Here is a 6,662-nt window from a genome sequence, read left to right on the forward strand (position 1 = left end):
CTCCTTAGCTCTAAACTCGGGACGAACCTCGCCGCGGTTCGTCTTGCATACTGAGCCACCTGGCCGGCGGCTCTCTGTCTGTTCTCCGGCCGCCTTTTCCAATTACTTGGCGGCTACCGGCTAAAACGGGAGAAAACCCGTTTCCTGAAGGCCGGTTTACGGCCCTCAGGAAAGAGGTTTTCGTACATCTCGCGTCACGCAGCCTCCCCTGGTCACCCAAGGGAGTGGCGGACGGCGCGAGGCCGCCCGCCGCTTTTACGCTTACTTCAGGTCGACCTTGGCGCCGGCTGCTTCCAGCTGGGCCTTGAACTTGTCGGCGTCGGCCTTGGAAACGCCTTCCTTGACCGGCTTCGGAGCCGCTTCGACCAGGTCCTTGGCTTCCTTGAGGCCAAGACCGGTGATGGCGCGGACTTCCTTGATGACGTTGATCTTCTGAGCGCCGGCGTCGGTGAGGACGACGTCGAATTCCGTCTTTTCCTCGACGGGGGCAGCAGCAGCGGCAGCGCCGCCAGCAGCGGCAACCGCGACCGGAGCAGCAGCCGAAACGCCCCACTTTTCTTCCAGAAGCTTCGACAGCTCAGCCGCCTCGAGGACGGTCAGCTTCGAAAGGTCGTCTACGATCTTTGCGAGATCAGCCATTGTTGTATTCCTTCGTTAGGTTCGAACGTGTGTTTTTGATAGCGAGGAACGGCCTCATGCCGCCTCGTCCTTCCGGGCGTAAGCGCCGATGACGCGCGCGACCGAGGCCGCTGGCGCATTGACGATCTGGGCGATCCGGGTTGCCGGCGTGGCGATCATGCCAACCAGCCTGGCGCGCAGCTCATCGAGCGACGGAAGTGTGGCGAGTGCCTTCACACCGTCGGCGTTGAGCGAGGTGGTGCCCATTGCGCCGCCGAGAATGACGAGCTTGTCATTCCCCTTGGCGAAATCGGACGCGACCTTCGGCGCCGCAATCGGATCCTCCGAATAGGCGATCAGCGTCTGCCCCTTGAACAGGTCGATGATCGATGCGGAGTCCGTGCCCTGAAGAGCGATTTTGGCGAGACGGTTCTTCGCGACTTTAACGGTGCCACCGGCGGCGCGCATTTTCGACCGAAGGTCGTTCATTTGCGCGACGGTGATACCGGCATAGTGGGCCACGACGACTGAACCTGCGCCCGAAAACGCATCATTCAGGCCCGTGACGAGTTCGCGTTTTTCCGCTCTGTCCACTGCCTATCTCCAGTTGACCCCTGCCCCGTCAATGGGAACATTCCCATTTGCGAGGACAGGCGTCGGGTTGCCTTTTTGCCGGCCGGGCCATCCAGTAACGGATCTCCCGAACGACGCTCGAGGATCCTGCCCCCTTTCGCCACATCGACGGTCAAGCCGGCGATGCGCAGACAAAAGGCAAACACGGTTCGAACCTTTCATTGGAGCTTGTCGCTCCGTTGTCCGGTTTTCACCCGTCTCATGCAGGCCCACATGAATTAAGGCCCTCCTCTTGAATCAAGACTCGGGCCGCCCGCAATCTCGGACAGGATGTCCGGAAGCCTTCCGGCTTCCGGTACCGGGCCCAGGATAAATCCAAGGCCCGGAATTCAGTCACGGATCAGCCTTCGCGAGGCCGATCCAAATGGTCTAATCAGGACGCGGCGAGCGTCGAGACGTCGAGCTTGAGGCCCGGGCCCATCGTCGAGGTGACAGACACCTTCTTGACGTAGTTGCCCTTGGCGCCAGCCGGCTTTGCCTTGGTCACCGCATCGGCGAAGGCACGGATGTTCTCTTCCAGCGCCTTGACGTCGAACGAGACCTTGCCGACGCCGGCATGAACGATGCCGGCCTTCTCGACGCGGAACTCGACCGCGCCACCCTTGGAGGCCTTGACGGCCGCGGCGACATCGGTGGTGACGGTGCCGACCTTCGGGTTCGGCATCATGCCGCGCGGGCCGAGCACCTTACCGAGGCGGCCGACGAGCGGCATCATGTCCGGCGTGGCGATGCAGCGATCGAAATCGATCGTGCCCTTCTGGACGATGTCGACCAGATCCTCGGCACCGACGATGTCGGCGCCGGCGGCCTTGGCCTCTTCAGCCTTGTCGCCACGGGCGAACACGGCGACACGGACCGAGCGGCCGGTGCCATTCGGCAGATTGACCACGCCGCGGACCATCTGGTCGGCATGACGCGGGTCGACGCCGAGGTTCATGGCGACTTCGACGGTCTCGTCGAACTTCACCGAGGAGCGATCCTTGAGCAGCTTCAGCGCGTCAGCGAGCGCGTAAGCCTTGTTGGGATCGATGCCTTCACGGGTCTTCGATACACGCTTTGCAATCTTTGCCATGATCTCAGCCCACCACTTCCAGACCCATCGAGCGGGCGGAGCCCTCGACCATACGCATGGCCGCTTCGACGTCGTTCGCGTTCAGATCCTTCATCTTGGCAGTCGCGATTTCGCGAACCTTGTCGCGCGAAACGGTGCCGGCCTTGACCTTGCCCGGCTCCTTCGAGCCCGACTTCAGGTTCGCGGCCTTCTTCAGGAAGTAGCTCACCGGCGGCGTCTTCATGACGAAGGTGAACGACTTGTCCTGGTAATAGGTGATGACGACCGGAACCGGCGATCCCTTTTCCATTTCCTGGGTCTGCGCGTTGAACGCCTTGCAGAACTCCATGATGTTGATGCCGCGCTGACCAAGCGCCGGGCCGATCGGGGGCGACGGCGTAGCCGATCCCGCGGAGACCTGGAGCTTGAGCTGGCCTGCAATTTTCTTAGCCATCTCTTTTCCTGCCTTTGTCTATGCCGGCCCCACTATGGGAAACACCGGCGGTTGCAGTCTGGTGGTGCGGTTCTTGCGGCCGGCTAAAGCCGCCTTCGCCTCCCACCGTTCTCAGGCCACGCGCTTCCGCGCCGCCTCCCCTGACCGCCGAACCGACGCCAGGGATTTCGGATCAGCCCTTTTCGACCTGTCCGAATTCCAGATCTACAGGCACGGCGCGCCCGAAGATCGAAACTTCCACCTTGAGCCGCGCCCGCTCCTCGTCCACTTCCTGGACGAAACCGTTGAACGACGCGAAGGGACCATCCGAAACGCGGATCGCCTCGCCGATCTCGAAGGTGACCGAGGGCTTCGGCCGCTCGACGCCTTCCTGCACCTGGTTCAGGATGCGCTGCGCTTCCGCCTCGGTGATCGGCACCGGCTTGGAGTCCCCGAGGAACCCGGTGACCTTCGGCGTGTTCTTGACCAGCGAGAACACGGCGTCGGTCAGGTTGGCCTTCAGGAGCACATAGCCCGGGAAGAACTTGCGCTCGGCGTCGACCTTGCGGCCGCGACGAACCTCGACGACCTTCTCGGTCGGCACCACGATCTGCTCGATATCGGCGGACAGGCCCTTCTGCTTGGCCTTGTTCTCGATGTCCTCGGCGACCTTCTTCTCGAAGTTCGAATAGGCGTGGACGATGTACCAGCGCGTAGCCATTTTTACGACTTCTCCGTAATCGCCGGACTTAGCGTCCAATGCCCAGAATCTGCTCGACCGCGAGGCCCATGAGCTGATCCGCGGTGAAGAAGAAGATCATCGCGATCACAGCAAAAGCCAGGACCATGACCGTCGAGATCATCGTCTCGCGGCGCGACGGCCAAGTCACCTTGGCTGTCTCCGCGCGCACCTGCTGGAGAAAGACGAAAGGATTTGTGGTTTTCGAAGCCATATGCCGCCTGTCTTCAAGACCCGTTGGCCGGGCCCCCTGGATGATCCCGCTGACCGGGACGTGCCGCCTGAGCCCAATCTCGCGCCGAATCAGCGCAATCATTTCGCCCATGCAAATCAGACGCGTAAAGCCGGCTTCCCAGCTTCACGCGTCGCGTGTCTGTTCCATCTACATAAAACCGATTCTTGATCCACGCAAGTGGCAAGTGTCCGCTTTATGACCAAACGCCGCCTCGGAACCATCCAGTCGTTCCGTCCCGGCTATGGCGCCCTTATGCCCCAATCGGGCTAATATGGCAAGCGGGTCGCCGATTTTCAAAGGCCGCCCGCAAAAATCGTTGTGATGCCATCTTGGAAAATGGCACGGGCAGCAGGGCTCGAACCTGCGGTTTTGGAGACCGAATAGCCTTCACTCATCCGATTGTTTTACCAGCAATTTACGACATATCGGCATTCGATGTGCAAAGATTTGTGTAAGAAATCGTCAATCCAAATGCCTGCTACGCGGCGCGTTCAGTAAATCCTGGCGGCACGATCGGTGGGGCGGGAGGTAGAAGGGACACGGCGGGCGCAAGCTTTCCCGACAGCTTGCCCTCAAAGTCCGGCAATGTCGTTGGCATGCCCGATGTGAGCGCCTTCACCACATCATCCAGCGTGGTGAAGATCGTTTGGTCAATGACAAGGGTTGCCTCGGTAACTATTTGAAGAACTTGGCGCACCGCGCCGGATGATGATGAGAGCTACGTCTACGCTATAGCCCTCCTGTAAGCCGATGCGAATTCCGCATGAACGGCTGGCCGGATAGGCCGGGATTGGAACGTGAACGAAAGCTATGTTCTGAAATCAGAGTGTTGCGTCTACAGGCGCGTTACTGCTCCCAAGTCGGCGGCGTCCCGATCTGTTCGCGCAATGCTGTCATGAACGCACCAAGTTTTGCGGATGGCTTGGCGAGTGCCCGCAGTAGATAAATGCCGGTGGGGCGCCTGTTCCAACTCTCGCCGCCAAGGCCAAGGCGGATCAGCGCTCCGCTTCGCACGTCTGGACCAACAACCCAGTCCGCCAATAGGCCAATACCCATGCCTACGAGTGTGGCCAAGCGCATGGCCTCGAAATCGTCCGAGCGAAAAGCAACTCTGTCCAGCGCATCGCTACCCGCAGGGCGGCCCAGCACATCGCTCCAGCCGAGAAGGTCAGCGCCATGCAGTTTGTCGATGAGCGCATGTTTTGAGAGCGAGGCCACGTCCGCAGGCGTCCCTTTGCTGTCCAAATAAGAAGGACTAGCGACCAGAAGCCGCTTCTGGTCGGCGAGTTTGGTGGCGATCAAGCTGCTGTCGGATAATTCGCCGATGCGGATCACGGCATCGAAACGGTCCGCAACAGGATCGGCGAGTTTTTCAGTGAGATCAATTTCTGCCGTGATAGCGGAGTGCTCTGCCATCAACGATCCAAGGGCCGGAATTACATAGCGCCTCCCGAATGTAGGAAAGCAGGCTATCCGCACCACCCCTGCTATTGCGCCATCAAAGGCAGCGATTTCCGCCCGTGTATCGGCCAGCGCATCCAGAAGATGCTGCGCGCGCTCAAACAGCCTTTGACCGGCATCGGTCAGCGCCAAGGCGCGAGTGGAGCGGATGAGGAGCGGTACGCCCAGGCTCTCCTCCATGGCTCCGATCTGACGCATGATGGCGGATGGGGTCACCGCCCGGCGCCGCGCTGCACTGGAGAAGCTGCCGCCGCGGACGACATCGACAAAAATGGCCATCTGCTCGGCGAAACGAGGATCGGTCATTTGTGCGGCCAGCGCAAAACGGTTTGAAAGACAGCGGACATTATCATCGGCGCACCGGCAGCGCATATTTTCTCGCGTCGGGCGGGATGCTTCCGCCCCCAAAACCGAAGGAAAAACACATGGTTGCCGTTCTCGAAGACCGTATTCTGTCGCAGTCTGCCTATAGCGCCGAGATCGATGTGCCGCTAGAGGCTATCGACATCGCCGATTGGCTGTTCACCCTGCCGGAAGCCGAATACCAGCGCTGCTGCGTTCCTGACCATATCGCGGCCGGTGTTACCACGACGGATGATGGTCGCCGCATGTCCATCAATGTCGAGCAAATCGGCTCGGGCCTGGTCGTCCAGCATTATATCGCCGAGGTTGCCGAGAAGAACTATTGCCGGATGAATTCGATCTCCGATGTCTTCACCGCCAATGGCCGCACCCAGGTCAATGTGGTGTGGGAATTGATCGCTGAAGCCATGGACGACGGGCGCACCCGCTACACCAATCGCGTCACTGCGCATCCCACCGATGTGTTCATGGCTTTCCTCGCTGAACATGGCCTCTCCTATGAAGATGCCGCCAAGGCACGCCAAGACGCGGGTGGCGATCACAACAGCCGCGAAACCCCTATGTTTGCCGCCAGCATTGCCCGGCGCGCGCTTGCCAACCGCAAATAAGGTTCAGAGCCATGCGCGCTATCGTCTATGAAGAGTTCGGTGCGGCAGAGGTTCTGCATGTGGCCGAGGTTCCTGTACCCCACATCCGTCCCACCGATCTTTTGGTCAAGGTTGCTGCGGCGGGTGTCAATCGCGCCGATCTCCTGCAGCGCACCGGCTTTTACGGCGCGCAACACTTCGGCGAGAGTCCGCTTCTCGGGTTGGAAGTGGCGGGCGAGGTGATTGCAGTCGGCGATGCCGTAACAGACGTCGAGATTGGCGCGCGGGTGATGGCGATTGTCGGCGGCGGCGGTTACGGCGAGATTGCCCGCGTCGATCGCGCCATGGCGGCGCCCATTCCAGAGAGTATGCCCTTTCACGAAGCGGCGGCGGTGATGGAATCCTTTGTTACCGCCGTCGAGGCGGTTTCAAATCTGGCTCAAATCAACACCGGCCAAAAGGTGCTTGTCCATAGTGCGGCGGGCGGGATCGGCTCGGCTGCTGTACAGGTTGCCCATAGTTTGGGAGCGGTGGTGTATGCC

Annotated in this window: 9 protein-coding genes; 2 read left to right on the forward strand and 7 right to left on the reverse strand. The window is 60.6% G+C overall.

The genetic code is table 11. The features are described from left to right. Nucleotides 1-261: 261 nt before the first annotated feature. The 7 genes from rplL to EOA36_RS22765 all read right to left on the reverse strand — a co-directional run bounded on the left by rplL (nucleotide 262) and on the right by EOA36_RS22765 (nucleotide 5,476). Nucleotides 262-639 carry a 50S ribosomal protein L7/L12 gene (gene rplL / locus EOA36_RS22735; protein WP_006202136.1) on the reverse strand — a complete coding sequence of 126 codons (378 nt, stop codon included), beginning with the start codon at nucleotides 637-639 and terminating at the stop codon, nucleotides 262-264. Nucleotides 640-693: 54 nt separating this feature from the next. Continuing rightward, on the reverse strand, nucleotides 694-1,212 hold the full coding sequence (gene rplJ / locus EOA36_RS22740) for a 50S ribosomal protein L10 (RefSeq protein WP_027146631.1): 519 nt from the start codon (nucleotides 1,210-1,212) through the stop codon (nucleotides 694-696). Nucleotides 1,213-1,624: 412 nt separating this feature from the next. Next, a complete protein-coding gene (rplA, locus tag EOA36_RS22745) occupies nucleotides 1,625-2,323 on the reverse strand; it encodes a 50S ribosomal protein L1 (protein ID WP_127279517.1) in 699 nt (232 codons plus the stop codon). A gap of 4 nt (nucleotides 2,324-2,327) precedes the next feature. Continuing rightward, the gene (gene rplK / locus EOA36_RS22750) at nucleotides 2,328-2,756 is read right to left on the reverse strand and encodes a 50S ribosomal protein L11 (protein WP_010909262.1); all 429 of its coding nucleotides are present in this window, start codon (nucleotides 2,754-2,756) and stop codon (nucleotides 2,328-2,330) included. 172 nt (nucleotides 2,757-2,928) lie between these two features. Beyond that, complete coding sequence (gene nusG / locus EOA36_RS22755; RefSeq protein WP_015317996.1) at nucleotides 2,929-3,456, reverse strand: transcription termination/antitermination protein NusG; 528 nt, start codon at nucleotides 3,454-3,456, stop codon at nucleotides 2,929-2,931. 28 nt (nucleotides 3,457-3,484) lie between these two features. Beyond that, on the reverse strand, nucleotides 3,485-3,688 hold the full coding sequence (secE, locus tag EOA36_RS22760; protein WP_013531408.1) for a preprotein translocase subunit SecE: 204 nt from the start codon (nucleotides 3,686-3,688) through the stop codon (nucleotides 3,485-3,487). A gap of 867 nt (nucleotides 3,689-4,555) precedes the next feature. Next, complete coding sequence (locus EOA36_RS22765) at nucleotides 4,556-5,476, reverse strand: LysR family transcriptional regulator (protein WP_127279518.1); 921 nt, start codon at nucleotides 5,474-5,476, stop codon at nucleotides 4,556-4,558. A 119-nt stretch (nucleotides 5,477-5,595) separates the two neighbouring features. On the opposite strand from EOA36_RS22765, the gene EOA36_RS22770 reads away from it, so the two are divergent. Beyond that, on the forward strand, nucleotides 5,596-6,141 hold the full coding sequence (locus EOA36_RS22770; protein WP_127279519.1) for a hypothetical protein: 546 nt from the start codon (nucleotides 5,596-5,598) through the stop codon (nucleotides 6,139-6,141). 11 nt (nucleotides 6,142-6,152) lie between these two features. Beyond that, nucleotides 6,153-6,662, forward strand: a 510-nt coding sequence (locus EOA36_RS22775) for an alcohol dehydrogenase catalytic domain-containing protein (RefSeq protein WP_148669436.1), incomplete at its 3' end; no start/stop codon positions are given.

This window comes from Mesorhizobium sp. M8A.F.Ca.ET.021.01.1.1, from assembly GCF_003998025.1.
GTDB lineage: Bacteria > Pseudomonadota > Alphaproteobacteria > Rhizobiales > Rhizobiaceae > Mesorhizobium.